At 67.3% G+C, this 25,617-nt stretch carries 26 protein-coding genes and 1 pseudogene; 16 read left to right on the top strand and 11 right to left on the bottom strand.

Going from position 1 to position 25,617, the window contains the following annotated elements:
• The first annotated feature begins 1 nt into the window (after position 1).
• The 4 genes from GGR43_RS02260 (at position 2) to GGR43_RS02245 (ending at position 2,336) form a co-directional block, all read left to right on the top strand.
• Positions 2-379 (top strand): response regulator, encoded by a 378-nt coding sequence (locus tag GGR43_RS02260; protein WP_188070296.1) that lies wholly within the window; start codon positions 2-4, stop codon positions 377-379.
• Positions 380-407: 28 nt separating this feature from the next.
• Positions 408-848 (top strand): chemotaxis protein CheW, encoded by a 441-nt coding sequence (locus GGR43_RS02255; protein ID WP_188070295.1) that lies wholly within the window; start codon positions 408-410, stop codon positions 846-848.
• A gap of 107 nt (positions 849-955) precedes the next feature.
• On the top strand, positions 956-2,032 hold the full coding sequence (gene cheB, locus GGR43_RS02250) for a chemotaxis-specific protein-glutamate methyltransferase CheB (RefSeq protein ID WP_188070294.1): 1,077 nt from the start codon (positions 956-958) through the stop codon (positions 2,030-2,032).
• Positions 2,022-2,336, top strand: a complete 315-nt coding sequence (locus GGR43_RS02245) for a hypothetical protein (RefSeq protein ID WP_188070293.1) — start codon at positions 2,022-2,024, stop codon at positions 2,334-2,336. Before cheB ends, GGR43_RS02245 begins: the two co-directional genes overlap by 11 nt.
• Before the next feature lie 194 nt (positions 2,337-2,530).
• Here the strand turns inward: GGR43_RS02245 and map are convergent, their stop codons facing one another.
• The gene (map, locus tag GGR43_RS02240; protein ID WP_188070292.1) at positions 2,531-3,358 is read right to left on the bottom strand and encodes a type I methionyl aminopeptidase; all 828 of its coding nucleotides are present in this window, start codon (positions 3,356-3,358) and stop codon (positions 2,531-2,533) included.
• A gap of 121 nt (positions 3,359-3,479) precedes the next feature.
• On the opposite strand from map, the gene GGR43_RS02235 reads away from it, so the two are divergent.
• Complete coding sequence (locus GGR43_RS02235; RefSeq protein WP_188070291.1) at positions 3,480-3,968, top strand: GFA family protein; 489 nt, start codon at positions 3,480-3,482, stop codon at positions 3,966-3,968.
• Entirely contained in the window at positions 3,965-4,720 is a 756-nt protein-coding gene (locus GGR43_RS02230; protein WP_188070290.1) for a competence/damage-inducible protein A, read from the top strand. The genes GGR43_RS02235 and GGR43_RS02230 overlap by 4 nt, the downstream gene beginning before the upstream one ends.
• A gap of 253 nt (positions 4,721-4,973) precedes the next feature.
• Here the strand turns inward: GGR43_RS02230 and GGR43_RS02225 are convergent, their stop codons facing one another.
• Both GGR43_RS02225 and GGR43_RS02220 read right to left on the bottom strand, forming a co-directional pair.
• Complete coding sequence (locus GGR43_RS02225) at positions 4,974-5,483, bottom strand: GAF domain-containing protein (protein WP_188070289.1); 510 nt, start codon at positions 5,481-5,483, stop codon at positions 4,974-4,976.
• A 10-nt stretch (positions 5,484-5,493) separates the two neighbouring features.
• Complete coding sequence (locus GGR43_RS02220) at positions 5,494-5,985, bottom strand: VOC family protein (protein WP_188070288.1); 492 nt, start codon at positions 5,983-5,985, stop codon at positions 5,494-5,496.
• A 313-nt stretch (positions 5,986-6,298) separates the two neighbouring features.
• Here GGR43_RS02220 and GGR43_RS02215 point away from each other — a divergent pair, with 313 nt between their 5' ends.
• Both GGR43_RS02215 and GGR43_RS02210 read left to right on the top strand, forming a co-directional pair.
• Positions 6,299-7,744, top strand: coding sequence for a L,D-transpeptidase family protein (locus tag GGR43_RS02215; RefSeq protein WP_188070287.1), 1,446 nt, complete (start codon positions 6,299-6,301; stop codon positions 7,742-7,744).
• 3 nt (positions 7,745-7,747) lie between these two features.
• Positions 7,748-8,131, top strand: coding sequence for a hypothetical protein (locus tag GGR43_RS02210; RefSeq protein ID WP_188070286.1), 384 nt, complete (start codon positions 7,748-7,750; stop codon positions 8,129-8,131).
• A 21-nt stretch (positions 8,132-8,152) separates the two neighbouring features.
• On the opposite strand, the gene GGR43_RS02205 is transcribed toward GGR43_RS02210, so the two are convergent.
• Positions 8,153-8,335 carry a hypothetical protein gene (locus tag GGR43_RS02205; RefSeq protein ID WP_188070285.1) on the bottom strand — a complete coding sequence of 61 codons (183 nt, stop codon included), beginning with the start codon at positions 8,333-8,335 and terminating at the stop codon, positions 8,153-8,155.
• A 144-nt stretch (positions 8,336-8,479) separates the two neighbouring features.
• Here GGR43_RS02205 and GGR43_RS23375 point away from each other — a divergent pair, with 144 nt between their 5' ends.
• The gene (locus tag GGR43_RS23375) at positions 8,480-8,620 is read left to right on the top strand and encodes a hypothetical protein (protein WP_223177240.1); all 141 of its coding nucleotides are present in this window, start codon (positions 8,480-8,482) and stop codon (positions 8,618-8,620) included.
• Positions 8,621-8,740: 120 nt separating this feature from the next.
• Positions 8,741-9,145, top strand: coding sequence for a metallopeptidase family protein (locus tag GGR43_RS02195; protein ID WP_188070283.1), 405 nt, complete (start codon positions 8,741-8,743; stop codon positions 9,143-9,145).
• Positions 9,146-9,163: 18 nt separating this feature from the next.
• Here the strand turns inward: GGR43_RS02195 and GGR43_RS02190 are convergent.
• The 4 genes and pseudogenes from GGR43_RS02190 to GGR43_RS02175 form a co-directional block, all read right to left on the bottom strand.
• Positions 9,164-9,679 (bottom strand): annotated as a pseudogene (locus GGR43_RS02190) (GAF domain-containing protein); the annotation flags it as partial.
• A gap of 104 nt (positions 9,680-9,783) precedes the next feature.
• A complete protein-coding gene (locus tag GGR43_RS02185; protein ID WP_188070281.1) occupies positions 9,784-10,938 on the bottom strand; it encodes an alpha-hydroxy acid oxidase in 1,155 nt (384 codons plus the stop codon).
• A complete protein-coding gene (locus tag GGR43_RS02180) occupies positions 10,935-11,615 on the bottom strand; it encodes a Fe2+-dependent dioxygenase (protein ID WP_188070280.1) in 681 nt (226 codons plus the stop codon). The genes GGR43_RS02185 and GGR43_RS02180 overlap by 4 nt, the downstream gene beginning before the upstream one ends.
• A 16-nt stretch (positions 11,616-11,631) precedes the next feature.
• Positions 11,632-12,381 carry an energy transducer TonB gene (locus GGR43_RS02175; RefSeq protein WP_188070279.1) on the bottom strand — a complete coding sequence of 250 codons (750 nt, stop codon included), beginning with the start codon at positions 12,379-12,381 and terminating at the stop codon, positions 11,632-11,634.
• Between the two features lie 230 nt (positions 12,382-12,611).
• On the opposite strand from GGR43_RS02175, the gene GGR43_RS02170 reads away from it, so the two are divergent.
• From GGR43_RS02170 to GGR43_RS02155, 4 genes are read left to right on the top strand one after another with little or no spacing between them, the layout of a single operon-like run.
• Positions 12,612-13,253, top strand: coding sequence for a PepSY-associated TM helix domain-containing protein (locus GGR43_RS02170; RefSeq protein ID WP_425502140.1), 642 nt, complete (start codon positions 12,612-12,614; stop codon positions 13,251-13,253).
• Positions 13,254-13,266: 13 nt separating this feature from the next.
• Positions 13,267-13,743 carry a DUF2271 domain-containing protein gene (locus GGR43_RS02165; protein WP_188070278.1) on the top strand — a complete coding sequence of 159 codons (477 nt, stop codon included), beginning with the start codon at positions 13,267-13,269 and terminating at the stop codon, positions 13,741-13,743.
• A gap of 12 nt (positions 13,744-13,755) precedes the next feature.
• The gene (locus tag GGR43_RS02160) at positions 13,756-14,682 is read left to right on the top strand and encodes a DUF4198 domain-containing protein (RefSeq protein WP_188070277.1); all 927 of its coding nucleotides are present in this window, start codon (positions 13,756-13,758) and stop codon (positions 14,680-14,682) included.
• Positions 14,683-14,692: 10 nt separating this feature from the next.
• On the top strand, positions 14,693-15,667 hold the full coding sequence (locus GGR43_RS02155; RefSeq protein ID WP_284277537.1) for an FAD:protein FMN transferase: 975 nt from the start codon (positions 14,693-14,695) through the stop codon (positions 15,665-15,667).
• Between the two features lie 79 nt (positions 15,668-15,746).
• Here GGR43_RS02155 and GGR43_RS02150 read toward each other — a convergent pair whose 3' ends face one another.
• Entirely contained in the window at positions 15,747-18,086 is a 2,340-nt protein-coding gene (locus tag GGR43_RS02150; protein WP_284277539.1) for a TonB-dependent receptor, read from the bottom strand.
• 187 nt (positions 18,087-18,273) lie between these two features.
• Entirely contained in the window at positions 18,274-20,475 is a 2,202-nt protein-coding gene (locus GGR43_RS02145) for a TonB-dependent receptor (protein ID WP_223177239.1), read from the bottom strand.
• Positions 20,476-20,623: 148 nt separating this feature from the next.
• On the opposite strand from GGR43_RS02145, the gene GGR43_RS02140 reads away from it, so the two are divergent.
• Positions 20,624-21,340, top strand: a complete 717-nt coding sequence (locus tag GGR43_RS02140) for a response regulator (RefSeq protein ID WP_188070275.1) — start codon at positions 20,624-20,626, stop codon at positions 21,338-21,340.
• Positions 21,337-22,629: an ATP-binding protein gene (locus GGR43_RS02135; RefSeq protein WP_188070274.1), complete on the top strand. Its 1,293-nt coding sequence runs from the start codon at positions 21,337-21,339 to the stop codon at positions 22,627-22,629. The genes GGR43_RS02140 and GGR43_RS02135 overlap by 4 nt, the downstream gene beginning before the upstream one ends.
• An 89-nt stretch (positions 22,630-22,718) precedes the next feature.
• Here the strand turns inward: GGR43_RS02135 and GGR43_RS02130 are convergent, their stop codons facing one another.
• On the bottom strand, positions 22,719-25,472 hold the full coding sequence (locus GGR43_RS02130; RefSeq protein WP_188070273.1) for a TonB-dependent receptor: 2,754 nt from the start codon (positions 25,470-25,472) through the stop codon (positions 22,719-22,721).
• Positions 25,473-25,617 lie beyond the last annotated feature (145 nt).

The raw sequence follows: 25,617 nt of genomic DNA, 5'->3' as shown, positions 1-25,617 counted from the left end.
AATGTCTGATACCATTCATGTGCTGACGGTGGATGACAGCGCCAGCATGCGCGCCCTGTTGCGGGCGGCGCTGACATCGCGCGGCTATATGGTGACGCAGGCCGAGGACGGCGTGGCGGCGCTGGAATGGCTGTCCGACAGTGCGGAGGAAATCGATGTCATCGTGACCGACATCAACATGCCGCGCATGGACGGCTTCGGCCTGATCGAGGCGCTGCGCTCCCAGGTGCGCTTTCGCGACTGCCCGATATTGGTGCTGTCGACCGAAAGCTCCGACGAGAAGAAGGCGCGCGCCCGGTCGGCCGGGGCGACGGGCTGGATCGTCAAGCCGTTCGACGCGGACAAGCTGGACACGGCGCTGCGCCGGGTAACCCATTGATAAGCCGTTTGAGGCAAGGATCGGAAACATGGCACGTCAATTGATCACATTCCGCCTGGGCGAACAGAGCTTCGGCCTCGACATCATGGCGATTCGCGAGATTCGCGCCTGGTCGCCCGCGACCCGGCTGCCCCATGTGCCGCCCTATGTGGCGGGCGTGGTGAACCTGCGTGGCACGGTGCTGCCGGTCATCGACCTGGCCGCCCGCCTGGGGTGGGAACCGGCGAACCCGACCGACCGCCATGTGATCATCGTCGCGCAGGTCGGCACGCAGCTGCGCGGGCTGATCGTCGATGCGGTCAGCGACATCGTGACCGCGCAGGAGGAAGAGATGCAGCCCGCCCCCGCGACCGGATCGGACGCGGTGGTGCCCTATCTCGAAGGCCTGCTGGCGCTGGAGGACCGGATGGTGATGGTGCTCGACCTGCCGGGCCTGACGGCCGACGCGGTTCTGCCCGAGGCGGCCTGAACTACGGGCGGCGGCATGGCGGCGGGCGCGGCGCGGTGGGCGGCCGCCGGGCCTGACCGACCCCTTTTCAGACTATCGAAGAATACCGAATATCAGGGACGCATAAAATGGCTGCTATCAAGGTTCTGGTTGTCGACGATTCCATCACGATGCGCGCGCTGTTTTCCAGCGCGCTGGAACAGGCCGGCAATCTTGTCGTGGTCGGCGCGGCCGCCAATGCCGACGAAGCGCGGGACATGATCGCGGAGCTGCGCCCCGACGTGGTGACGCTGGATATCGAAATGCCCGGCATGAACGGCATCGATTTCCTGGAGGAGATCATGACCACCCGGCCGATGCCGGTGGTGATGCTGTCCACCCTGACCGAAAAGGGCGCGGAAGTGACGCTGCGCGCGCTGGAGCTGGGCGCGGTCGACTGCTTCCACAAGCCTGCCCGCGCGACGACCGAGGAATTCGCCAGCATCGCGGGCAAATTGTGCAAGCTGGTCGCCACCGCCGCGAAGAGCAAGGTGAAGCGCTATGACGCGGATGCCGTCGCGGCGAAGGCCGCCGCGGCCGAGAAGGCGGCCGCCGTCAGCGACGGTTCCGCCTATAAATGGAACGGCAGCCTCGTCGCGATTTCGGCTTCCACCGGCGGTGGCCCGGCGGTGATCGAGCTGCTGTCGGGCTGGCCGGTCGATTGCCCGCCGACGATCGTGCTGCAACAGCTGGAGGACGGGCTGGCGGTGCCGTTCGCCTCGCGCCTGAACAAGGCGATCGCGCCGGAGGTCAAGCTGGCCGAGGACGGCATGGCGCTGAAGCCCGGCCATGTCTATGTGCTGTCCCACCCCGACCGGCACGGGCTGATCGATCGCTGGCCGGGCGGCGCGATCCGCCTGATCGCGCGCGATCCGGTGAACGGCATGCGCCCCTCCGCCGACCTGCTGCTGACGACCATCGCAAAGGCGGCGCGCGACCGGGCGGTCGGCGTGATCCTGTCGGGCGCGGGCACCGACGGCGCGGCGGGCATGCTCGCCGTCAAGCAGATGGGCGGGCTGACCCTGTGCCAGGACAAGGACAGCGCGATGCTGTTCGAGGCCTCGGCCGCGGCCATCGCCAAGGGCGCGGTGGAGGCGCAACTGCCGCTTCCCGATCTGGCGGCCAGGATATTGGCCCATTGCGAGGAACGAGATATTGCCGCCTGAAGTCCCGCCTTCCCTCGACCAGCGCCTTTCCGCGCCGCCGCCATGCGCCCTTTCCGCCGACCTGCGGCTGAAGATCGCGGCGGAGCTGGAAAGCCTGCGCGCGGATCTGGAGGAGCTTGGGGTGGAGCTGTGCCACGACGAGGACGTGATGCTGCGCTGCATGACCCGGTTGCAGCATCTCGACGAAATGGGGCAGCGCTGCCACTGGCTCGCCCAGCTGATGCGCGCCGACAATCCCGCCGCGGTCCTGCCGGACATCACCTTGCAGGCGCTGGGCGACCGGCTGATGGCGCGGCAGGCCTGACGGGCGATCGGATAAAGCGGAAAAAAGGGGCCTTCATGGCCCCTTTTTCGTTTGTCTGTCCGTCGTTGATCGTAGCTGTTTTGCAGCCATTTTCATCGCGTCATGCCAGCGCAGGCTGGCATCTGCGGAGAGGGAGCGCGACATGGCCTACGACCCCAGCCTGCGCTGGGGTGACCGTAGAGGAAAGGGATCGCCTATAGATAAGGCGGGCAGTCCAGTCCCCTGGGGCTCTTGGTGAAGATCTCGCAGCCCGTTTCGGTGATGCCGATGCTGTGCTCGAACTGCGCCGACAGGCTGCGGTCGCGGGTCACGGCGGTCCAGCCGTCGTCCAGCAGGCGCACGCCGGGCTTGCCGATGTTGATCATCGGCTCGATGGTGAAGAACATGCCCGGCTTCAGCTCCGGCCCGGTGCCGGGGCGGCCGACATGGACGACCTCCGGCGAATCGTGGAATACCCGGCCCAGCCCGTGGCCGCAGAAATCGCGCACCACGCCGTAGCGGTGCTTTTCCGCGTGGCTCTGGATCACATGGCCGATATCGCCCAGATGATTGCCCGGCTTCGCCTGCTCGATGCCGAGCATCAGGCATTCATAGGTCACCTCGACCAGCCGTCGCGCCTTGATCGACGGTTCCCCGGCGATGTACATGCGGCTGCTGTCGCCATGCCAGCCGTCGACCTGCGGCGTCACGTCGATGTTCAATATGTCGCCGTCCTTCAATTCCCGGTCGCCGGGAATGCCGTGGCAGATCACATTGTTGATCGAGATGCAGCAGCTGTGGGTATAGCCGCGATAGCCCATCGTCGCGGGCACGCCGCCGCCCTCGATCGTCAGGCGGCGGACGATGTCGTCCAGCTCCCCGGTGGTGACGCCGGGCGCCACATGCGGCACCAGCGCGTCGAGTATCTCGGCGGCGAGGCGTCCGGCCCTGCGCATGCCCTCAAAGCCGCTTTCGTCGTAGAGCTTGATCGCGGTCGAACGGGTCGGCGGCGAACTCGCCGTCATGGTCATATAATCGGTCATCCCGCCAATATAGACAGGATGAGGCCGGTTGACGAGGGGGTTGGCGCGCCGCCGGTCGCAACGGGGGCTTGATCCGCACCCCGCAAGGGGGCATGGGTCGGTTCAAGTCGAGGAGGCGAGCATGTCCGATACAGCGAGGGAAGGCGGTTGCGCCTGCGGGCAGGTGCGCTATCGCGTGTCGGCGGCGCCGATTTTCGTCAACCAGTGCCATTGCTCGCTGTGCCGGCGGCAGAGCGGTTCCGCCTTCGCCGTCAATTTGTTCGTGGAGACGGAGGAGGTCGCGCTGCTGTCCGGCGAGGTGACGGAAAGCAGCGTGCCGACCGGCAGCGGGGCGGAGCAGGCGATCGTCCGGTGCCGGGCCTGCGGCACCGCCCTGTGGAGCCATTATGGCGGGCTGGGCCGTGGCATGTCGGCGGTCCGCGCCGGGACGCTGGACGATCCGGGCGGCGTCACGCCCGATGCCGCCATTTATGTCGCCACCCGCCTGCCCTGGGTTCCCCTGCCGGAAGGGGTGCCGGCGTTCGAGGCCTTCTACCGGCCGTCGGAGCTGTTGCCGCCGGATCGATATGCGCGGCTGAAGGCGGTGTTGCAGGGGAATGGACGGGCATGAGCGAACGGATTTGGACGGCCGCGCTGGTGGTGATCGGGGACGAGATCCTCTCCGGCCGCACGCAGGACCGCAACATCGCCCAGATCGCGAGCTGGCTCAACGTGCAGGGCATAAGGCTGCGCGAGGTGCGGGTCGTGCCCGATGTCGAGGACGCGATCGTCGAGGCGGTGAACCAGCTGCGCACCCGGCACGATTATCTCTTCACCACCGGCGGCATCGGTCCGACGCATGACGACATCACCGTCGATGCGATCGCAAGGGCGCTGGGCGTGCCGGTGGTCGTCCACCCCGACGCGCAGGCGATATTGGCGGATTATTATGCCGAGCGCGGCGGCCTCACCGAAATGCGGCTGCGCATGGCGCGCGCGCCGGAAGGCTCCTCGCTCATCCCCAACCGCTTTTCGGGCGCGCCGGGTATCCGCCACGGCAATGTCTTCATCATGGCGGGGGTGCCGCACATCACCGCCGGCATGCTCGACGCGCTGACCGGATCGCTGGAAGGCGGCGCGCCGGTGCTGTCGGAGCAGATCGGCTGCTGGGTCGCGGAAAGCGAGATCGCCGACCTGCTGGTGTCGACCGAGCATGCGCATGAAGGCAGCCAGATTGGCAGCTATCCCTTTTTCCGCGAAGGGCGGGTGGGGTGCAATTTCGTCGTGCGCTCGACCAGCCGCCAGGTGCTGGACGCCTGCGCGGCGGATCTGGCCGCGCGGCTGGATGCGGGCGGGTGGCCCGCGATCGTCGGAGGCATTTAGCGGCGATCATATCTTGCACACAGGTTCGGGGGACGGCCTCTTCGGCTGAGCGGACACGGCCGGCAAAGCAGAATCGGAGCGCGCGGAGGCGCGGAGACGCGAAGAGAGGGACGAGCCGCAGGCTCCTTGAGTCCATATTGCCCCAGTTCCCGCCGCCAGCATGAGACCTGCGCGTCGCGACATTATCTCCGCGCCTCCGCGTGAACTCATATGGCACGACGCTTGCGCGCCTGCTTCCTGCCCCAACCCGGTTTCAAGGTTCTAAAAGCCGCCCCTGGCGCGAAAGGGCCGGGGCGAGGGCATCGCAGAGCGTTTCCAGCCCCATGACGTCCGCTTCGTCGAACCGGGCGAGCAGGGGGCTGTCCAGGTCGAGCACGCCGATCAGTCTGCCTTCATGCCGGATCGGCACGACGATTTCCGACGCGGATGCCGCATCGCAGGCGATATGGCCGGGAAAGGCGGCTACGTCCCGCACGCATTGCGTCTCGCCGCTCGCCGCCGCCCTGCCGCAGACGCCCTTGCCCAGCGGGATGCGGATGCAGGCGGGCTTGCCCTGAAACGGGCCGAGCACCAGCTCGTCCCCGGCCAGCCGGTAGAAGCCCGCCCAATTGAGGTCCGGCAGCAATTGCCACAGCAGCGCGGCAATGTTGGCCATGTTGGCGACGGCATCCTCCTCGCCCGCGACCAGCGCCCGCGCCGCCGCCAGCAGATCGGCATAGAGCGCGGCCTTGTCCGCCGGGTTGGAGGGCCGGAAATCATACATCGCCTTCCCCTTAGCTTTCCGGGCCTTCCCCCGCCGCCGCGCGCTCCAGCGTGGCGATGTCGAGCTTCACCATGGTCTGCATCGCCCGGAACACGCGGTCCGCCACCGCCGGGTCGGGGTCGGCGAGGAGGCGCGGTAGCATTGCCGGCACGATCTGCCACGGCACGCCCCAGCGGTCGCGGAGCCAGCCGCAGGCGATCTCCGACCCCAGATTTTCGGTCAGCGCCGTCCACAGCCGGTCCACTTCCGCCTGATCGGCGCATTCGACGGAGATCGAGGCGGCGGTGCCGTAGTCGGCGGGCGCGCCGCCGTTGAGCGCCTGATATTGCTGCCCGTCGAGGGTGAAGCTGATCAGGATGACCTCGCCCGCCTCGCCGCCGGGCCACGGGCCGGGCGCGCGCTGGACATGGCCGATCGCCGAGCCGGGAATGAGCGAGACATAGAAGCGGACCGCCGCTTCGAGGTCCTTTCCGAACCAGAGACAGGTGCTGACTTTCGACATGGGATCGCCTCCTTCGCGAACGGCCCCCCGCCCGGTCGCACCGCGCCAGCGATGCGCGGCGGAGCATGCCCGACCGGCATCGCGCGTTCAAGGGCATGATTCTGGCGATTATATTTCCTTGAAAGCCGGACCGGGGTGGTGAAGCGGCTTAGGCCCCTCCCCTTCAGGGAAGGGGGGATCGATGCCGGCATTCAGCCGAAAGGTCGCCACCCGGACCGGTTCGCAAGGGATATCGCCATGATTTTGCGGCCGAACCCGGCTTTGCGACAACCAGGCTTTGAGGATCGGGCGGAGATGGTCTATCGAGGGCGTCATGCACTTCCGTTTCAGACCCCTCCCAACCGCCGCAACCCTGATCGCGGCAGTCTTTTCCATCGCCGTGTCCGCGCAGCAGATGCCCGCGCAACCGTCCTCCGCGCCGCCGGTCGCGCCGCCCCCGGCCATCGCGCCGACCGCTCCGGCGCTGGTGCCGATACCGCCGCTTTCGTCCGCGCAGGCGGCGTTGCTGACCAAATGGGTGAAGAGCATCGATGCGCAGGGCATCGGCAAGGCGCCGCTCGACGGCAAGTCCCTGCCGGAAAACGCGCTGATCGAGGCCGTGCTCGACCGCGCCCATGCGCTGCACAACGGCCGGGTGGCCCCCGCCGATTTCCTGTCCATCTGGGCGCTTCGCCCCGCCGCCTACGATCCCCGCCCCGGCCTTGCCAGGGCCGTGGTGGAGGACAGGCTGCAACAATGGATCGACGATCAGGCGCCGCCCTATTCCGGTTATGAAGATCTGCGGCAGGGCTTGCAGACCTATCGGCGCATCCGCGAGGCGGGCGGCTGGCCGGTGCTCTCCGCCGGGGCGGGCGAGAGCGCGATACGCCAGCGGCTGGCGATCGAGGACAAGACCGGCGCGCCCGGCGAAACCCTCGCCGCCGCGCTCCAGCGGGCGCAGCGCCGCTATGGGCTGAAGCCCAGCGGGGTGCTCGACGCCGCCACGCTCGACGCGCTCAACGTGCCGGTCGAAAACCGGATCGCCTCGATCATGGCGAATATGGAGCGGTGGCGCTGGATGCCGCGCGACATGCCGGTCAACCGCGTGCAGGTGAACATCGCGGCGGCCGTGCTGACCGTGTTCGAGGGCGACAGGCCCGTCATGTCCATGCGCGCCGTCACCGGACGGCCGGGCAACGAAACGCCGATGCTGGTCAGCCGCATCCATTCCATCGTCGTCAATCCGCCGTGGAACGTGCCGACCTCCATCGCCCGCAAGGAATTGCTGCCGCAGGGCCGTCAGACGCTCATCAAAAAGGGCTATCGCTTCATCAAGACGCCCGACGGCGGCGAGCGGCTCCAGCAGGCGCCCGGCCCGTCCAATTCGCTCGGCCGGTTGAAGTTCGATTTCGACAATCCCTTCGCCGTCTATCTGCACGACACCCCGGCGCGCGGGAAATTCGCCAGCTATGACCGGCTGGCGAGCCATGGCTGCATCCGGCTGGAAAAGCCGATCCCGCTGGCCGAGCTGATGCTGCGCGGCAACCCGGATTTCAGCGACGACGTGCAGGCGCTGATCGATACCGGTAAGACGCAGCGCCTCGCCCTGTCGCGGCAGGTGTCGGTCTATCTGCTGTACTGGACGGCCTTTGCGGGCAATAACGGGGTGATGAACTTCCGCAACGATCCGTATGGCTGGGACCGGCTGCTCGCCGCGAAGATAGAGGCCTCGCGCCGCACCGCCCAACCGGCCGCCGCCGCCGCTTCAAGGGAATCCTGATCCATGCCCTTTCCTTATCGCCGCCTTGCCCTGCTGCTGCCGCTGGCGGCCGCCGTCGCCCTCGGCGCCTGTAGTGACCGGGAGCCGGAACAGTCCGATGCGGGCGAGGAGAACGCCGTCTCCGCCCCGGCCGTGCCGGACGAGGCGCCGCCGCCGCCCGAACCCGAAGCCGCGCCCGGCAATGTGCAGGCCGCGCCGAAGGAAGCCCCGCCGCCGGAGATTCCCGACGATCAGCAGGTGCTGGACGATGCGGCCGCCACCGGCATGACCGTGCGGCTGCGGAGGAGTGGGGACGCATCGCCCGAAGAGGAAGCACCGGAGGTTCCGGCCGCGCGCAAGGGGGAAGTGGCCGAAGGCAATAATCAGGGGCTGGGCCAGATTTACTAGCGGTTATGCGGGGTGAATCCGTCAGGAGCCGCCCTGCTTGTCGTCGCGATCCAGCTGTTCCCGCAATTCGCGGGTGCCGCGTTCCGTAACGTCCATGGGCGGCTGGTTCCGCTGCGTCCTGTTTCTCAACAGCGCGTACAGCAGGACCAGCGCCAGCAGGATCGGGCCGCCGATGATAACGATGCTCCATATCTCGCCGCGCATGATGCCTCTCCAATAAATGGTGGAAGATCAATGAAACAGCCGGGGCATGGTTCCGCTTTGCGGTGAACCGAGCGGAACATAATCCCCCGGCCGCCAGTTCGTTCAGGGCGCCACCCCCCGGCGCTTGTCAGGAAGGATGAACCAATGGCAAACCAGAACCAACAGCCGGGCCAGCAGCCCGGCCAGAAGCGCGATCAGCAGCAGCAACAGCAGCAGAACGACCAGCGCAAGCAGCAGGGCGGCAATGCCGAACGCCGCGACAAGGGCCAGCAGCAGCAACGCTGAGCAAGCCAGAAGCAGGCCGCTTGACGGAGCGGCCTGCTACCGGCGCCGCAGGGCGGCGTCCTTCCCGGATACGGCGCATTGCCTCTCGCCCGCATCTGGAATATTCCCTATAGTGCGGCCATGGCGAAGAGAATTGGCCCGGCCCCGGACGGGGAAACCATCGAAAAACTGGCGACCGACGCGATCAGAAGCCTCCCGGCCCCCTTTGCGGACCATCTCGCGGACATCGTCGTCCGGGTCGAGGAATTCGCCGACGACGACATATTGCGCGACATGGGGATCGAGGACCCGTGGGAGTTGACCGGCCTCTATCAGGGCCGCCCGCTGAGCGAGCAGTCGATCTGGTCGACGGGCGACATGCCGCCGATGATCTCGCTGTTCCGCATGCCGCTCCTCAACGAATGGATCGAGACCGGGGTGACGCTGGAAGACCTTGTGGTGCACGTCCTCATCCATGAGGTGGGGCACCATTTCGGCCTGTCGGACGCCGATATGGAAGCGCTGGAGAACGCGGCGGGCCTATAGCCTTTATGCGCGGCGCGAGAGCCGCTCATTATCGAGGGCGAGGGAAGCGGCGCGGGCCAGGGCTTCCAGCAGGCCGATTTCCCTGTCGGTCGGCTGCCCGGCTTCGGACCAATAGGCTCCGACCGCGGCGATGGGCTCGGTCCGGCCGATCGGCACCATCAGCATGGAGCGGACGAAGGTGTCGCGATAGGCGTGGACCGGCACGCGCGGATCGTCGAAAATATCGGCGATCACCGCCGTTTCGCGATGCTCCATCGCCCAGCCCGACACGCAGCTGGCGATCGGGAAGCGCTGCCCCGACCAGAGCGGCTCCATCGCGTCTTCGGCGATATAATGGCAGTGATCCTCCTCGCGCAGGACGATCGCGATACCGTCCGCGCCCACCGCGCGCCGCGCGAAGGCGCGCAGCACGCTGACCACCGCCTCCAGCGATCGCGCGCCGGCGAGCGCCTCAATCGCCTCGGCGGCGATGCTCCACCGCGCCGCCAGCGCCTTTTGTTCGGAATCGCGTTCGCTCGCCAACTTCCTGTCCATCGACAGCCTTCCGTGCACAACAGCCCGCCGCACGGCTTTTCTATCATCGGAAAGGGTTGGTCACAAAGCCAATTCGATCAATGGTTTAGGGAATATCCTGCCGGTCAGGCGGAGAGTATCGTCCGATCGACCGCCCGCGGGGACGGGCGGCCGGTCTGCGCCATGGCCAGCTCCAGTTCGGCGCGCAGGATATGCAGCATATGGGCGACGCCCGGCAGGCCCGCCACCGCGAGCGCGTGCAGTTGCGGCCGGCCGACCAGAACCGCCTTCGCCCCCAGCGCCAGGGCCTTGAGGATGTCCGTCCCCTGCCGGACGCCGCTGTCGAGCAGCAGGGGCATCCGGTCGCCCACTGCGTCCGCCATCGCGGGCAGGGCGTCGAGCGGATCGACCAGACCGTCCAGCACCCGGCCGCCATGATTGGAAACGACGATGCCGTCGATGCCGTGATCCAGCGCGCGCCTCGCGTCCTCGGCGGACAACAGCCCCTTGAGCACCAGCGGCAGGCGGGTCTGGGACCGCAGCCAGTCGATATCGTCCCATGTCGGCGCGGCATCCATCAGCGCGGTGCCGAACAGGATATTCCCACCGATCGGGTCGGCCTGATGCGCGATCCGGGGCATGGCGCGCAGGTTCGCCGCCTCGACGCCGGGGGGAAGGGTGAAGGTGGAATGCTTGACCGACGCATCGACGGTGACCATCAGCAGCCCATAGCCCGCCGCCTCGGCCCGGCGCACCAGTTCGAGCGTATGGGCGCGGTCGGGCTGGAAATAGAGCTGGAACCATAGCGGCGGGCACGCGGCCCTGCCCAGTTCGGCGGCGGCGGCGCGGGCGGTGGCGGCGATATCCTCAAGCGTGAAGCTGGAAAGCGTGCTGACCACCATCGTCGTGTCGAGCGCGGTCGCCGCGTTCATCGTCGCGATCTCCCCCTGCGGATGGGCGAGGCGATGATAGGCGACCGGCGCCAGCAGAATGGGGGCGGCATGGCGCTGGCCGAACAGCGTCACCGCCGTCGACCCGCCCCGCAGATCGGAGAGCATGCGCGGGACGAGCCGATAGCGGTCGAACTGCGCGCGATTCGCCGCCAGCGAGCGCTCAGGCCCCGCGCCCGATTCGATATGGCGCCAGACCTCCCCGGCCAGATGGGCGGGCGCCTGACGCTCATAATCGGCCAAGGCGCGGAAATGAGGCGGGATGGCGGTCAGGGGCGGGCGGGGGGCGGCATCCTCGCGATCGTCGCCGGCGGGCCCATCCCCGCTCATGTCACCGACCATTGGCGCAGCAGATTATGATAGACGCCGGTCAGTTCCGCGACGCTGGGATGATCGGGATGGTCCGCCGTCAGCTTCTGGATCGCGCTGTCCAGTTCGAACAGGGTCCGGCGGCCGATCTCGGACGGCACGAGGCTCTGCGTCCAGAAGAAGGACGCGAGGCGCGCGCCCCTCGTCACCGGGGTGACGCGATGATGGCTGGTCCCCGGATAGACCACCATGTCGCCCGCGCGCAGCTTCACGCGATGATCGCCGTAGCTGTCCTCTATCACCAGTTCGCCGCCGTCATATTCCTCCGGCTCGTTGAGGAATATGGTGCAGGAAATGTCGGTGCGGACATAGACATCCTCGCCCGGCAGGCGGAACAGCGCATTGTCGACATGGTTGCCGTAGGTGCCGCCGCCTTCGTAGCGATTGAAGCGGGGTGGCAGCACGCGCAGGGGCAGCGCCGCGGCGATGAAGAGCGGGCATTGGCCGAGCCGCGTCAGGATGAGCGTGCCCAATTGCTTCGCGGCCGGGCTGTCGAGCGGCAGCTGGAGATTGTCCTTCACCTTCACGGCGAGATGACCGGCGGTCGCGCGCCCGTCCTCCCATGCCGCCTCCGTCAGGATGCGGCGGCATTCGCGCAGGTCATCCGGCGACAGCAGGCCGGGAATCGACAGGATCACGCGTCCATCCTTTTCGTCAGCTCTTCAGGATGAACGGAATTTCGACCACGCCGCGCACCATCACCGGCACGCCGCCGCGACGGGTGGGCGACCAGCGCCAGGTCCTTACCGCCGACAGCGCCGCCCTGTCCAGCCGCTCGAAGCCGCTGCTCTTGGCGACGGAGATATCGACGACGGTTCCCTCGACCGACAGAACGACCATCAGCGAGACCACGCCCTGCTCATGCTTGCGGCGGGATTCGATCGGGTAGCGCGGCGGGGTCGCCGAGATCATCTTGGAGGAAAGGTCGCCCACGCTTTCGACAGCGGGGGCCGGAGCCGGGGGCGCCGGAGTGGGCGGCCCCGGAACGGCCACCGGGGAAGGCTGCGGCACCGGCGAGGTCGCCACCTGCACCGAGACCGGCGGCGTTTCCACGATCGTTTTCGGCGCGACCACCGGAGAGGCCGTCTGCGGCACGTCCTGCTTCGGCCGGGGTGCCGGCGGCGGCGGGGGAGGCGGGGGCGTGGGTTCCGGCACCATGTCGACCAGCGTCATCGTCGACGGGGCCTTGTGCACGGTGACGACATGGAAGGCCAGCATCGAGAATATCAGGCCGCCGACGATCGCGATCGAACCCGCCAGCGCGACGAAATTGGGTTTCCGGCCTTCGCCGTAGCGGCCCGCCAGCCGGGGCAGCTGCATGGGAATCACCTGGGCGGCGGGCCTCGCCGCCTCTGGCATCTCGTCCGTTTCGACCGGACGCAGGGAGAGGGTCTTGCCGTTCAATTGATCACGCCCCCGCTGGGTGAGAATAGCCGCCTGCTATTAATGCGAGGCATTCGCATAGCGGATCGGGTGCGATCCGTCGAGCCAGAATTGCAAGCCGCATGGCCCGGCGACCGGCTGAACCGAAGCTGAACGGGCCGATTCAGCCCCGGTCGCCGCCGCTCTATTATCTTGCAAACGATTCGTAACTGCTACTACATGAACCGGCTATTCCAGAATCAGGCATTGGTGTGACATCTCCTTCGGTCCGTCGGGACTCTTCCAAAAAGGCGTGGCGAAACTGGTGGGTGCGGCAACTCCACAGCTGGCACTGGATCAGCGCGGCCATCTCGCTCGTCGTCATGCTGTTCTTCGCGGTGACGGGAATAACGCTCAATCATGCCGCCTCGATTCCGGCGGCGCCCTCGGTCGTCGAGCGGCAGGGCGACCTGCCCCGGCGGATGGTCGAGATGCTCGTCCGCCCCGCGGCGCCGGACGCCCCGCTGCCCGAACCGGTCGCGCAGGCCGTCAGGGATGCGGTGGGCCTCGACGCGGCAAGGCGCCCGGCGGAATGGTCCGACGAGGAAATCTACGTCGCCCTGCCCCGTCCGGGGGGCGACGCCTGGGTCAGCATCGATCGCGCGACCGGACGCCTGACCGCCGAAATCACCGACCGGGGCTGGATATCCTATCTCAACGACCTGCACAAAGGCCGGAATTCGGGCATTGTGTGGTTCTGGTTCATCGATCTGTTCGCGGTCGCGTGCATCGTCTTCACGCTGACGGGCCTGCTGCTGCTCCAGATCCATTCCAAACGCCGCAGATCGACTTGGCCGCTGGTGTCCGCCGGCCTCGCCCTGCCGGCGCTGCTTGCCTTGCTGTTTGTTCATTGAAGGGAATATTGTGATGCGCACGACGCCGTTTCTGCTGTTGGGAAGCGCGATCGCGACACCGGCCGCCGCCGGCACCGTGACCGTGACCATCCCCCGCCTCAACGTCGCGGAATATCACCGCCCCTATGTCGCGGTGTGGCTGGAGCCGGAAGGCGGCGGCCCGGCGCGCACCATCGCGGTCTGGTACGATATCAAGAAGGGCGGCAACGAGCCGGGCACCAAATGGCTTTCCGACCTGCGCGCATGGTGGCGCAAGGGCGGACGCAGCCTGAAGATGCCCGCCGACGGGGTGAGCGGCGCGACGCGCGCGCCGGGGCGATATACCATCCCGCTGCCCCGCGACCTGCGCCCCGGCAATTATATTCTGAATGTCGAGGCGGCCCGCGAGACGGGCGGCCGGGAACTCGTCAGCCTGCCGGTCGCCGTTCCGAACGGGTCCGGCAAGGCCAGTGGCCGGACCGAACTCGGCCCGGTTTCTTTCTCTCGCTGAAGGATCTGCCCGATGAAATCACTCGCACCCCGCCTGCTGGCCGCCGTGGCCCTTCTCGCGATACCGGCCGGCGCATCGGCGCATCGTCAATGGCTGCTGCCCTCGGTCACCACTGTTTCGGGCACGGACAGCTGGGTGACGGTGGACGCCGCCGTGTCGAACGACCTTTTCGACCCCGATCACATGCCGATGCCGACCGGCGGCATCAAGGTCACCCAGCCTGACGGCAGCGCCGGGGAAATTCGCAACGCCGCGCAGGGGCGCTATCGCTCCACCTTCGACGTGCAGCTCGACAAGCCGGGGACGTGGAAGATCGGGACGTTCGCGACCAATGTGAGCGGCACCTTCAAGCTGAACGGCGAGGACTGGACCGTCGGCCGCCGCCGCGGCCCGCCCCCCGGCGCTGGTGCCGGCGGCCCCGGTGCGGCTGGTCCGGCGATGGCCGGACGTCCGGCGGGTCCGGGAGGTCCGGGCGCGCCCAACGCGGCGCCTGCGCGTTCGGTCGCGACCGTCGCGGACATTCCGGCCGGGGCGACCGACATCAAGCTGTCCGAATCGATCAGCCGCAACGAGATTTTCGTGACCGTCGGCGAGCCGACCGACACGGTGCTGCGCCCGACCGGCAAGGGGCTGGAATTCGATCCGCAGACCCATCCGGACGATCTGGTCGCCGACGAACCGGCGAAGTTCCGCTTCCTGATCGACGGCAAGCCCGCGCCGGGCCTCAAGGTGACGCTGGTTCCGGGCGGCAAGCGGTTCCGCGACGAGGAAGGCGCGCAGGAGCTGACCACCGGCGCCGACGGCATGATCGAGGTGAAATGGGCGATGCCGGGCATGTACTGGCTGAACGTCACCGCCACCGATGCCCGTTCCTCGACCGCCAATGCGGGCGAGCGGCGGATGAGCTATACGACGACGCTCGAAGTTCCCGCGCCCTGAGGCGCCTTGCGTGCGGATAGCGCTTCCGGCCCGCATCGATGCCGCCGCGATCGCCGATCGCGACCCGTCCGGTACGATCGGCGACCTTTGCGGGGAGACGATGGGCACGGGCTGGAGCGTCCGCTTCGCCACCCGGCCCGACGTCGACGCCGGGCGGATCAGGGCGCTGATCGAGCAGCGTCTGGCGCATATCGTCGCACAGATGAGCCATTGGGAGCCGGATTCGCTGCTGTGCGCCTTCAACCGCGCGCCCGGCGGATCATGGGCGGCGCTGCCCGACGACTTCGCCACGGTGATGGAGGCGGGGCTCGCCGTCGCGGACCGGACGGACGGGGCCTATGATCCGGCCATGGGGCATCTGGTCGACCTGTGGGGATTCGGGCCGCCGGGGCCGAAGCCGCCGCCCACGGCGTCCATGGTGGAGCAGGCGCGCGCGCTCTGCGGATGGCGGCGCCTTGCCTATGATGCGCCCGCCCGCCTGCTACGCCAGCCGGGCGGGCTTCATCTCGACCTTTCCGGCATCGCGAAGGGCTATGCGGTCGATGCGGTCGCGGACCTGCTGAGCCGGGCCGGGCTGCGCCATGCGCTGGTCGAGATCGGGGGAGAGCTGGCCGGGCGCGGCATCCGTCCCGATGGCGAGCCATGGTGGGTCGATCTGGAAAACCCGCCGGGCGCGGATATCCCTCCGTTGCGCGTCGCGCTGCACGGGCTGGCCGTCGCCACGTCGGGCAATTATCTGCGGGGCTATCATACGATCGATCCGGCCGGCGGCTATCCGGTGGACAATGGCATCGCGTCGCTGAGCGTCATCGCCGCCTCCGCGATGCTGGCCGACGCCTGGGCGACCGCGCTGACGGTGGCGGGGCCGGACACAGGGATGGAACTCGCCGCCCGTCACGCCATCGCCGCGCGGATGATCGTGATGGAGGAAGGGGGCGCCCGCGAAATCCTCTCGCCCGCGCTGCTGGCGATGCTGGAGGACTGACCCTCGCCGCGCGCCGCGCGAATGAACAACGCCCGCCCCCGGAAGGGAGCGGGCGCTATCCTGTCGCCGGTAAGGGGCGTCAGTATTTCAGCGACAGCGTGGCGAAGGCCGAGCGGCCCGCCGCGGCGCTGACATAGTGCGTCGTGTAGGTGCGGTCGTAATAGCGCTTGTTGGTCAGGTTCTGCACATTGACCCGCAGCGCGATAGCGTCGGACACGTCCACCGCCACCGTCGCGTCGAAGCGCCAGTAGCTCGGGATCGAGCGCTCGATCACGCGCGAGTCCGTGGCGGAAACATAGCCGAAGCTGCCATATTGCTTCGAGCTGTAGATGGCGCCGCCGCCGACCTGGAAACGCTCGGCGATGTCGAAGGTCGTCCAGGCGGTGAAATTATGCTTCGGCGTATTGGGGAACGGACGCCCTTCCGCGACGTTCGGCCGCCCCTGCGCGTCGAGCGGACCGGCATGGCGCACTTCGGAATCCATATAGGTGTAGCCGCCGAAGATGCTCCAGAACGGCAGCGGCTTGCCGTTGAAGCCGACCTCGATGCCGTCGATGCGGCGTTCGCCGACATATTCGGGCAGGCCGTTGGCACCGGTCGTACGCGCGTTGGTCGTCTCGGTGCGGAACAGGGCGAGGTTCAGCGCCAGCGCCGCATCGAAGAATTCCCACTTGGTGCCGATTTCATAGGATTTGGTGACTTCGGCCTTCAGGTCGTTCAGCGTCGTGGCCGCGATCGCATTGCCTTCCGACCCCTCGCCGACCATGCTGCCCGCAGGCGTGGTGGACTTCGCATAGGAGACGTAGAAGCTGCCATTTTCCATCGGCTTGTAGACGAGGCCAGCCTGATAGTTCAGGAAATTGTCCTTGAGCTCCAGCGCGGTGATCCCGGTGGCAGCGACGGCCTCGCTGGTGGTCTTGTACCAGTCGTAGCGCAGGCCGAGGTTGAGCAGCAGCGCATCCGTCAGCGTGACCGTATCGGTCGCATAAAGGGCGTAGGTGGTCGCCTCGGTGATGCCGGTGACGCCGCTCTTGGTGATCGGAACCCCGGTGGTGCCGCCGGCAGGGATGTTCTGCCAGTTGTCATAGGGGTTGGGCGTGAACAGGCTGGTGCAGTTGAAGGTGGCGATATTGGCGGCGGCGCAGCGCTGCGCCGCCGGTGCGCCGGCAATGGAGTTGGTGTTCACGGCATAGTTGCCGCGCTTCGACCGTTCCCAGCTCGCCTCGGCCCCGGCCGCGAAGCTGTGCTCGATACCGCCGGTGTCGAACTGGCCGGAAAGATCGACCTGACCCACCATCGAATCGACGTCGCTCCAGCGGCTGTTGATGCGGCGCCACACCAGACCGTTGGCGACATTGCCCTGGCTGTCGTCTGGCTGGGTGACGATATAGGCCTGCTTCACATTGGCATATTTGCCGGTGGTGCGAATCCGGATCGTGTCGGAGAGGTCATGTTCGAAACGGAACAGCATCTCATCGACATTGGTGGTGCGGAAATCGCGGTTGGCGAGGCCGTAGAAGGCGCTGCGCGGCACATCCCGGCCGTTGACGACCTCCGCCGGGCCGATCGCCAGATCACCGGCGGCGGCGGCCTGCGCGGCGGTGCGCTCGAACGGAATGCCCGGATCGGGGATGTCGTCGCTTTGCAGGTGATAATAGTTGAGATAGGCGCGGGTGGCGGTGCCGAGGCCGAGCGCGAAGGAGGGAGAGATGCCCCAGCGGTTGTAGGTCACGACATCGCGCTTGGCGACGTCCGCGTCATGCCACATCCCGTTGAGGCGGACGGCGGCCATGTCGCCGATCTGGTAGTTGGCGTCGACCGTGGCGCGCTTGTAGTCGGCGGTGCCCAGGCTCAGGTCGGCGCGGGCCTCGGTGCCGAGATGCGGCATCTTGCTGACGAGGTTGAGGCTGCCCCCGGCGCTGCCGCGGCCGCCCATGGTCGAATCGCCGCCCTTGACGACCTCGATCTGCTCGATCGCGAAGATTTCGCGCGACTGGCCGCCGACGCTGCGGATGCCGTCGAGATAGGTGCTGCCCTGCGCGTCGAAGCCGCGGATGAACGGGCGGTCGCCCTGCGGGTTGCCGCCTTCGCCCGCGCCGAAGGTGATGCCCGGAACGGTGCGGAGCGCCTCGACGAAGGTGGTCGATCCGCTCTCGCGGATGACTTCGGACGGCAGCACGATGACCGTCTTGGGCGTGTCGAGCAGCGGCGCGGTATATTTGGGCGAATCGGCCTTGTCGACCTTGTAGCCCTGTTCCTCGATGGCGGTATCCGTGACGGTCACGCCGCCGAGCCGGGTGGCGTCCGCCCTGGCGGACGAATTGTCCTGCGCGAGCGCCGGAGAAGCGATGATGCCGACACAGCCCAGAGCGAGATAGGCCGGAACCATGGCGGCGTGATTTTGACGCGGTCGAGACACTGCAACCCCCTTGTTGAGAATCCGTTTCAATGGGAGCGCTAATGAGAATGATTTTCGCTTATGGCAAGAAATATTTCTGCTTTGTTGCCAATCCCTATCGTTGGATTTCGCAGGCTGTGGCTTTTGCGCAACAAAAAGGGCCTGCGAGGAAACCCCGCAGGCCCGACAGAATGAGGCTGGAACCGGCTTAGTAGCGCAGGTTCGCGGTCAACAGCGCCGAGCGGCCCGGCGCGACGTTGGCGAAGATGCCGACATGCGATGCGTCATAATAGAGCTTGTTGGTCAGGTTCTGCACATTGACGCGCAGGTCCAGATTGTCGCTGACCTTATAGCCGATGGTGGCGTCCAGACGGGCATAGGGCCGGAACCACTGGGTATTGGCGTCGTTCACATAGCGCCGGCCGACATAGTTGACGCCGCCGCCCAGATCGAAATCGGGCGTGAGCTTGTAGGTCGTCCACAGGCTGAAGCTGTGCGAGGCGACGAACTTGATCCGGTTGCCGTCATTGCTGCCCGCGCCATCGTCGATCAGTTCCGGATCGAGATAGGTATAGCCGCCGAAGATGTTCCATTCCGGCGTGATGTTGCCCGACACGCCGACCTCGAACCCGCGAACGCGGGTGTTGCCGATCAGCTGGACCGTATTGGTGACGGGATCGGTCGCGCGCGCATTGGTCTTTTCGGTCTGGAACAGCGCGGCGGTCAGCGAAAGCTGCTCGCCGAACAGATCCCATTTGGTGCCCAGTTCCCAGCTCTTCGCGCGCTCCGGCTTCAGGTTGACGTTGTTGGCGGTCAGCGTGCAGGCGCCCGCCCCTTCGGCCCCGCCGGCCATGCCCGCGCATTCGCCCGTGGGGTTGGACGAGGTGCCGTAGGAAACATAGATGCTGCCGAAGGGCACGGGCTTGTAGACGAGGCCCGCCTGATAGTTCCAGAAGTCGTTCTTCGCGCTCCGCGCGGCGTCCGACACTTCATAATCGTCGTAGCGGATGCCGAGATTGATCTGGAACTGCTCGCTCAGGCTGATCGTGTCGAACAGGAACGCCGCATAGGTTTCGTGCACGATCGGGACGGCAGGCGTCGTGAACGGCGTCTTCACGAGCGGGTTGAACGTCGCATAGGGATTGGGATTGTCGAGCGACTGGAGCAGCCCGGTGTTCGGCGTCTGCGCCCAGGCCGGACGGTTCCTCTGCTTTTCCTTGCTATATTCGACGCCGGTGATGAAGCTGTGTTCGATGCCGCCGGTGTTGAACTTGCCGCGCAGGTCCGTCTGGTTGAGGAAGCCTTCGGACAGGATGTTGGCGGAACGGAAATCGACCGCCACAAGGCCTGTCGCCGGGGTGGCGGTGGTCGTGTTGAAGCTCGGACGGCTGACGATATATTCGTTCGTCGTGCGGGCGAGGCGGGTGGAGTTGCGCAGCGTGATGCCGGAGGTCACGTCATATTCCAGCACGGCGGAGCCGAAATGCCCTTCCGTCTCGCGGAAATCGCGATTGGCGAAGCCGTAGAAATTCTTGCGGCGCAGCTTGAGCGGCGTGGCCGTGCCGGAATTCTGGAACGGATGACCGAAATCGGGGATATCGTCGGTCTTGAGATAGGAATAGGCGAAGGTCGCGCGCGCCGGGCCGCCCAGACCGAAGGCGATGGACGGGGAAAAGCCCCAGCGGCTGACCTTCACGGCGTCGCGTCCCGCGACGTCGCCGTCATGACCCATCACATTGAGGCGCACCGCGATGCCGTCGGTAAGCTGGTGGTTGATGTCGGCGGTGACGCGCTTGGTTTCGTCGGTGCCGACGGTGCCGCGAACGGCGACGAAATCCGTCGCCTGCGGGGTCTTGGTGACGAGGTTGATCGCGCCGCCGGTCGATCCGCGCCCGTTGAACGCGCCGCCCGGACCCTTCACGACCTCGACCGATTCGAGATTGTAGACCTCATGGCTGAAGCGCGCGACGGCGCGCAGGCCGTCGATCTGCATGTCGGTGACCGATTCATAGCCGCGCACCAGCGGACGGTCGCCCATCGGCGTGCCGCCTTCGCCCGAACCGAGCGTGATGCCCGGCGTCGTGCGCAATATGTCGACCAGCGAGGTGAAGCCGCGGTCCTCGATCACCTCGCGCGGGATGACGGTCACGCTCTTGGGCGTGTCGAGCAGCGGCGCGGTGAACTTGACGGACGAGGATTCCTTGCGATCATAGCTGTCGTTGATCGCCGTGTCCGTGACGGTCACGCCGCCGAGCCGGGTCTGGCCGGATTCTTCGCCGGAACCGCTTTCCTGTGCGAGCGCGGGCGCGGCGATCAGGCCGACACAACTCAAGGCGAGGAAGGCGCCCGACCGGTTCCGATTGCCGCCCTGCGCGGATTGGCCCTGTGAATCATGGCTGACTTCGTGCACTCTATAACCCCTTTTCTAATGATAACCAGTTGCAATAGCCCATGGCGATCAAGAGAACGGACTGTCAATGATGAAGTCGTTGAAAAAAGATGAGAAACCATTTGTGAAAAATGAGCAACAAAACAGCAATAGATGCGACGACGACAAGATGACGGCGCCTTCTATTCTGGTCGTCGACGACGATCCGGGCATGCGCGTTCTTCTCTCCAATCTCCTGCGGCGCAGCGGTTTTCATGTGGTGACCGCCGCCGATCGCGAGGAAATGGTCGAGATGCTGGAGGTCAGGAGCATTTCCCTGATCCTGCTGGACGTGATGCTTCCGGGCAGAAGCGGTTTCGACATATGCCGGGAAATCCGCGAGGGCGGCTGGGGCGACATTCCCGTCATCATCATCAGCGCGCGCGGCGAGGAAGCCGATCAGGTCGCCGGGCTGGAACTGGGCGCGGACGATTATATCGCCAAGCCCTTCGGCCACAGCGAGGTGCTGGCGCGCGTCCGGGCGGTGCTGCGCCGGCCGCCGCTGGCGGACAGCGGGCGCAAGGCGAAGGCGAGCGTCGTCCGCTTCGCCGGCTGGACGATGGACCTGCGCCGCCGCGAGCTGTTCGCGCCGTCGGGCGCGGCCGTCACCCTCTCGGCGGCGGAATATGACCTGCTCGCCAATCTGGTCGATCACCCCCAGCAGATCATCGCCCGCGACCGGTTGCTGGAACTGTCGCGTTTCCGCCTGCCGGGCTCTTCGGACCGCAGCATCGACGTGCTGGTCAGCCGCCTGCGCGGCAAGCTGGGGGACGGCAGCGCGCCCGATCTCATCAGGACGGTGCGCGGTCTCGGCTATATGTTCGCCGCCGAGGTGGAGCGGTCTTGAAGCGGCTGCGCTTCTGGCCCGACCGGCTGGCCGGACGGATCGCGCTGCTGCTGTTCGGCGCGCTGCTGCTGGAACTGGTCGGCAGCGAACTGCTGTTCCGCCGCATCGAAACCGGCGTGATCGCGCGGGAGCGCGCCAGCCAGTTGGCCCAGCAGATCGGCGTGGCCGACCGCCTGCTCGCCGAAACGCCGGTCTCCGCGCGGGCCGAGGCCGCCCGCCGCCTGTGGCGCGCGCCGCTGACCATGGGCTGGCATGCGGCCGCTCCCCCGGTGCGGGGAGCCGTCAAGCCCGACCTCGCGGCCATAGACAGCCGCCTGCGCGCCGCCCAGCCCCGGCTTGCGGGCAGGGAGATCCGGATGGCGGCGGAGCGCAAGGCGCTGGTCGGCGCGTGGCGGCTGGCCGACGGGTCGTGGGCGAGCTTCCGCGCCACCGGCTATCTCGATACCGCCATGCCGTTGCAGGGCCATATCGGCGCAGTGGTGATGCTGGGCGTCTGCGTGACCGTGCTGGCGCTGGCGCTCGCGCGGCTGCTGGGGCGGCCGTTGCGCAAGCTGTCGGATGCGGCGGACAGGGTCGGGCGGGAAGATGCGATGCCGGTGGCGGTGGAAGGGCCGCGCGAGGTGCGCCAGGTGGCGTCCGCGTTCAACGCGATGCAGGCGCGGCTGCTCGATCAGGTCAATGAGCGGATACAGTCGCTGGCCGCCGTCTCGCACGACCTGCGCACGCCGATCGCGCGCCTGCGGCTGCGCGCGGCGACCGTCCGCAACCGCGAGACCCGCGCCGCCATGGGGCACGATCTGGACGAGATGGAATCGTTCATCCGCTCGCTGCTCGATTATCTGCGCGGCTTCGACCCGGAGGAGGAGCGGCTGATCGACCTCGCCTCGATGGTGATAACCATCGTGCACGATGCGCAGGATGCCGGGGGCGATGTGCGCTATGAAGGCCCCGCCGCGCTGGAGATGGTGACGAAGCCGCTCAAGCTCCAGCGTGCCATCGCCAATCTGGTCCAGAACGCGATCCGCCACGCCGGGCAGGCGGAGGTTCGCCTGTCGCGGGAGGAAGGGGCGGTGCGCATCGTCGTGGAGGACCGCGGGCCGGGCATCCCGCCGGACCAGCTCGACGCCGTGTTCGAGCCGTTCCGGCGGCTGGAAGGCTCGCGCAATCGCGATACCGGCGGGGCGGGCCTCGGCCTTGCGATCGTTCGCCGCTCCATTTCCCGGCTGGGCGGCACGATCCGGCTGGAAAACCGGCCCGAAGGCGGCCTGCGCGCGACCGTCACGCTGTGAGGGTGCCCGTACCCACGGCTCCGTCCACATCTCCACCCGTGCGGACCGGTGCCGCTATGCGCCAATAAGGCGCATTTCCAAACAAGCGCTCAGAAGAACAGCTTGCGGAAGCTGATCCGCACCGTGCGGCCGAGCGGATCGAGATAGGCGGGCTGATAGCTGACCGGCGTGTTGCCGTCGGCGTCGCGCACCTGCTGGCGGCTGTTGAACAGGTTGTTGACCGACAGGCTGAGGCGCGCGCCGCGCAGGAAGGGCCATTTCTGCACCAGCGCCTGATCCTGCCCCAGATTGGCGAACAGGCGCAGGTTGACCGTCGCCAGGCTGGAAAAGCGCAGCGCCTCGCCGCCGTTGACGCCGCCCGCCACCGTGGTCGCGCCCTGCCAGTTGGCGCTGAGCCGCCCGCCGAAGCCATTGTGGGTCAGGCCGAACTGCGCCTGCACCTCATGCCTCGGCTGGCCGCCGGACGAGCCGATGGCGTCGCCGTTCAGCAGGTCGAGCACCGGCCCGCCGTCATAGACGAGGACGCTCTCGCGCAGATGGACGGTGTGGTAGAGCGCCAACTGCATCCGTGTGCCGCGTCCGCCCGGTCCCCGGCCGAATGCCCCTCCCGGAGGACCACTCCCCGGTCCTCCGGGAGGGCCGCCGGCGCCGGAGCGGTCGGCGCCCCCGCGCGGCTCGCCGCCGGGCGCGCCGTCGCCGGTCCGGGTATTATTCTGCGCGGGTGTCTGGCCGGGCGGGAGGATGTCCCGCAAATTGGGCTGCTCGCCCTGCGGCGGCCGGTCGCCGCCGCCCGCCGGACGGGGCGGCGAGCGAAGCTGTTTCGAGAAATTGACGCCCCATCGCAGCTCTTCCTGATCCTGCCGGGCGAAGTTGATCGGGCGGCCGTCGATCTGGAGCAGCCGCCCGTCCGCGCCGCGCGTGAAGCGATCGGGGAAGGCGGCCTCGATCGCCGCGGTCGCGGTGGGGAAGCTCGCGAGGGGATCGCGGACGCGGCTGCTGGTGTAGTTGGCGACCAGCGACAGGTCGGTGCCGGTCAGCGGCTTCCACGTCATGCCCAGCTTGAACAGGCGGCGATTGTCGGCCGACAGATCGGGGTTGCCGCCCGACAGCCGGGTGATGTCCACCGTTTCCCCACGCACATAATCGAACACCCGCACCCCCGTGGTGGCGACGGACGGATTGCCGATCTGCTGCATCGTGGGCGCGCCTTCATCCTCGCTGAACGAGACGATCAGGGTCAGCGGCTTGACCGGCATCCAGTTGATGCCCGCGCCGATCGTCCGCAACCCGCCGAAGTCGGAAAGCTCCTGATAGGCGAGGTTGAAATTGGCGGACAGCTCGCCGAGCGGGGAGAGGAAGCCCTTTTTCCGGCTGGCGAGCGGCAGGTCGAGGCTGATCTGGCCGCTCGCCTCGTCGCGCGAGAGGGCGGCGAGGGACGCGACCCCCGACCGCAGCGAGCGCGAGCGCAGGTCGCTGGTCGATCCGCCCAGCGTGAGGGAAGCCGAAACGGCCCCGGCAGGCAGGTCGAACAGCGTGCCGCTGGCGAGCAGTTGCGCATCGCCGGTGGTGGAGGTGGAGCGGGCGCGGTCGGTCAGCAGGGCGGAAATCCGGCTGCGGTCGATCGGCGCATAGGGATTGACCAGCGGATCGAGCGCGTCGATGCCGTCCTGAAAATCGCTGAGGTCGAAACCGCGATCGGTGATCGTCCGGCTGGACTTGCGGTCGAGATTGCCGGTGAAGGTCCAGAGCCATGTTCCGATCGAGCCGCTGAGCGTCGTGCCGAAATGGCCGCCGATGTCCCGGCTCTGCTGCCCCAGCGCGCCCAGCTCGCCGAGATAGCGATAGAGCAGCGTGTCCGCCGCGAAGGGGGACCAGGGGCTGCCCTGCGGCAGGGCGATGGCGGCGCCCGCCAGCCCTTGCGCGCTGTCGCTGTCGCTATAGGCGAAGGAGGCGTTGAAGCTGGCCGCGACAGTGCCGAAGATCGTCCGCGCCAGCACTGCGTTGAAAGTCAGGTCCTTTGTCGAGGGCAGCAGCGTTCGATAAGGCCGCGTGTCGCTCTCATTGATCGCGCCGCCGGCGAAATCGGCGAGGCTCGGCGTGCTGCTGGCGGCGGAAGCAGGCACGCCGACCACCGTCACCGTCCGCCCGGCGAGCGCGCTCAACGCCGGGTCGATCTCCGCGCCCGACGGGGAGGAGGCGATGTTCCCCGTCAGATCATAGGGCGCCCGCGACGCTTGCGGCGTCAGTGATCGCTCATCCTCGTAAAGCGCCGAACTGCTTTCATATTTGAGCGCCAGATTGAGGCGCCCGAAATCGCCGATGCGCAGATAGGATGTGTCGATCTCCGGGCTGAACTGGCCGCCTTCGGTCGGCGCGGCGCCTTCCAGCTCGCCGGTGAAGGCGCGGAAACGGCGGCGCAGGACGATGTTCACCACCTTCTGGTTGGGCCGGTAGCCATATTTGAGCGCCACTTCCTCGGGCAATATCTCCAGCCGCTGTATGGCTTCGGTCGGAATGTCCCTGATCTCCGCGAAGCTGGAAACCCGCTTGCCGCCGAGCAGGACGACCGGGCTTTCGCCGCCGCGCCCCTGTCCGCTGCCGGTCTGGGCCGTCAGCTCGCCGATCAGGTCCGACAGCGAGCTGACGCCGAACGAGCGGATGTCGGCGGGGCTGAGCGTGACTTCGGGCGTGATGTCGCCCAGCACGCTGCCCGGCGCCTGACGCTGGCCGTTGACGATGATCGTCTCCTGCTCCTCGTCCGCCTGCTGCTGCGCGGCGGCCGGGGGGAGCATGGTGAAGCCGCTGGCGCCCAGCAGCAAAATGGCCGTGAAATGCTTGGTCATGGAACAGGAACTCGGAGAGAGGATTTTCTGCCGAATCCCATAGCGAACCGGGGCCTATGCAGGCTGAATCCGGCCATTCAGTTTCGGTTTGGCCGAAGGGGCTATGAAGCTGGTCCGGGCAGGCGGGAAAAGGGCAAAGGGGCTG

Source organism: Sphingobium jiangsuense (assembly GCF_014196495.1).
GTDB lineage: Bacteria > Pseudomonadota > Alphaproteobacteria > Sphingomonadales > Sphingomonadaceae > Sphingobium > Sphingobium jiangsuense.
This window is presented reverse-complemented; position numbering and strand designations above follow the sequence as displayed.

Excerpts from the sequence above, each read along its gene's own strand:
- GGR43_RS02260 (WP_188070296.1), top strand. The coding sequence starts at position 2 with ATGTCTGATACCATTCATGTGCTGACGGTGGATGACAGCGCCAGCATG.
- GGR43_RS02255 (WP_188070295.1), top strand. The coding sequence starts at position 408 with ATGGCACGTCAATTGATCACATTCCGCCTGGGCGAACAGAGCTTCGGC.
- cheB (WP_188070294.1), top strand. The coding sequence starts at position 956 with ATGGCTGCTATCAAGGTTCTGGTTGTCGACGATTCCATCACGATGCGC.
- map (WP_188070292.1), bottom strand. The coding sequence starts at position 3,358 with ATGACCGATTATATGACCATGACGGCGAGTTCGCCGCCGACCCGTTCG.
- GGR43_RS02235 (WP_188070291.1), top strand. The coding sequence starts at position 3,480 with ATGTCCGATACAGCGAGGGAAGGCGGTTGCGCCTGCGGGCAGGTGCGC.
- GGR43_RS02230 (WP_188070290.1), top strand. The coding sequence starts at position 3,965 with ATGAGCGAACGGATTTGGACGGCCGCGCTGGTGGTGATCGGGGACGAG.
- GGR43_RS02225 (WP_188070289.1), bottom strand. The coding sequence starts at position 5,483 with ATGTATGATTTCCGGCCCTCCAACCCGGCGGACAAGGCCGCGCTCTAT.
- GGR43_RS02220 (WP_188070288.1), bottom strand. The coding sequence starts at position 5,985 with ATGTCGAAAGTCAGCACCTGTCTCTGGTTCGGAAAGGACCTCGAAGCG.
- GGR43_RS02215 (WP_188070287.1), top strand. The coding sequence starts at position 6,299 with ATGCACTTCCGTTTCAGACCCCTCCCAACCGCCGCAACCCTGATCGCG.
- GGR43_RS02210 (WP_188070286.1), top strand. The coding sequence starts at position 7,748 with ATGCCCTTTCCTTATCGCCGCCTTGCCCTGCTGCTGCCGCTGGCGGCC.
- GGR43_RS02205 (WP_188070285.1), bottom strand. The coding sequence starts at position 8,335 with ATGCGCGGCGAGATATGGAGCATCGTTATCATCGGCGGCCCGATCCTG.
- GGR43_RS23375 (WP_223177240.1), top strand. The coding sequence starts at position 8,480 with ATGGCAAACCAGAACCAACAGCCGGGCCAGCAGCCCGGCCAGAAGCGC.
- GGR43_RS02195 (WP_188070283.1), top strand. The coding sequence starts at position 8,741 with ATGGCGAAGAGAATTGGCCCGGCCCCGGACGGGGAAACCATCGAAAAA.
- GGR43_RS02185 (WP_188070281.1), bottom strand. The coding sequence starts at position 10,938 with ATGAGCGGGGATGGGCCCGCCGGCGACGATCGCGAGGATGCCGCCCCC.
- GGR43_RS02165 (WP_188070278.1), top strand. The coding sequence starts at position 13,267 with ATGCGCACGACGCCGTTTCTGCTGTTGGGAAGCGCGATCGCGACACCG.
- GGR43_RS02160 (WP_188070277.1), top strand. The coding sequence starts at position 13,756 with ATGAAATCACTCGCACCCCGCCTGCTGGCCGCCGTGGCCCTTCTCGCG.
- GGR43_RS02140 (WP_188070275.1), top strand. The coding sequence starts at position 20,624 with ATGACGGCGCCTTCTATTCTGGTCGTCGACGACGATCCGGGCATGCGC.
- GGR43_RS02130 (WP_188070273.1), bottom strand. The coding sequence starts at position 25,472 with ATGACCAAGCATTTCACGGCCATTTTGCTGCTGGGCGCCAGCGGCTTC.